This window comes from Clostridium tertium (assembly GCF_902652255.1).
Classification (GTDB): Bacteria; Bacillota; Clostridia; order Clostridiales; family Clostridiaceae; genus Clostridium; species Clostridium tertium_A.
This window is the reverse complement of sequence record NZ_CACRTO010000003.1, coordinates 1-1286: the sequence shown is the minus strand read 5'-3', so window position 1 is coordinate 1286 and position 1286 is coordinate 1. Positions and strand designations below refer to the sequence as shown.

At 29.5% G+C, this 1286-nt stretch carries 2 protein-coding genes; both read right to left on the bottom strand.

The features are described from left to right. On the bottom strand, window positions 1-767 hold a 767-nt coding region (locus GPX08_RS00025), incomplete at its 3' end, for an IS3 family transposase (RefSeq protein ID WP_156624215.1). Between the two features lie 152 nt (window positions 768-919). Next, window positions 920-1216, bottom strand: a complete 297-nt coding sequence (locus GPX08_RS00020) for a transposase (RefSeq protein WP_156624214.1) — start codon at window positions 1214-1216, stop codon at window positions 920-922. Between the last annotated feature and the right edge of the window lie 70 nt (window positions 1217-1286).

The following is a 1286-nucleotide window of genomic DNA, read 5'->3' as shown; positions in this document are numbered from 1 at the left end:
TTCTTAAAATTACAGTTTTTTAGATTGTAGAACTCTTCTGGAGTTCTATAATCTATTGCTGAATGAACTCGTTTAGTGTTATATCCATTAACATATCTTTCAATCGTATTTTCAGCTTCTTTAAATGTTACAAACATCTTTCCAGTAAGACATTCATCTTGAAGATATCTGTGATATGATTCAATGTGAGCATTATGATTAGGGCTACGCACCGGTATTCTTTCATGAATAATATTTTCCTTAATACACAATTCCTCAAACTTATGTGATATAAACTGTGAACCATTGTCTGTTCGTAGCGTAAGCCAATTAACACAATTCTTGATCTTTCTATTATATAAAGCCATTATCGTTACTCTTTTGGCTGCTAAAGTATCTGGAGATAGACTGAGGTCATGAGCGATAATACTCCTATCGAAAACATCTATTATAGATGTTAGATAAGCCACTTCTCTAGTTCCAGCAATGAATATATATTTAGTATCCATTTCCCATAATTGATTTGAACTAGATACCTTATGATTCCGACATATCTTTTTGTACTTTCTAACTCTTTCAGTACGATCCTTCAATACATTCATAACTTTCATTAATCTATATACTTTTTTCTTATTTATAATCAATGAATATTTACGCTTAAGTACTGCTGTTACTTTTTTGTAGCCATAATGCTGTCCAAATTCATCAGCTATAATTTCAGTAATATATTTTTGAATTAGAATGTCATTTACTTTTTCTTTTTTCTTATTATAACTAAAACCTGGCATATACGATTGTTTAATGAACTTAGTTAGTTCATCTTGTTTTTGAATTTTCTTTTTCCTATAATACGTAGACTTTTTTAGTCCAAGTATTCTTAGAATACTTGCAACCGGAGCTCCGCAAGAAATCCATTCTTCAGCATATTCATAGTAATCAATTATTTCTTTTTTTTTAATAAATCTCTTAATATTGCTATTTCAAGATCCTTTTCTTTATTCTCTTCAATTGCTTTTAGATAAGCTTTTTTATAGTCTTGTATAACTTCTTTTTCTTTGCAATCCTTAGGTTTTATCGTTTGATGATAACGTCTATAATTACCTTTCCAATTAGATAATTGTTGAGGATTAATATTATATTTTGAAGCAACAAGAGCATTACTACCACACTCTAGTGCTTCACAAACAATAGCAACTCTTTCTTCTTCAGTAAACTTTCTTATGAATCTCGTACTCATTTCTTTCCCCCTCAAGTAAGTTATTTTAATTATAATTACACTGAGTGTAATAGTCCAACATTCTGAGGGG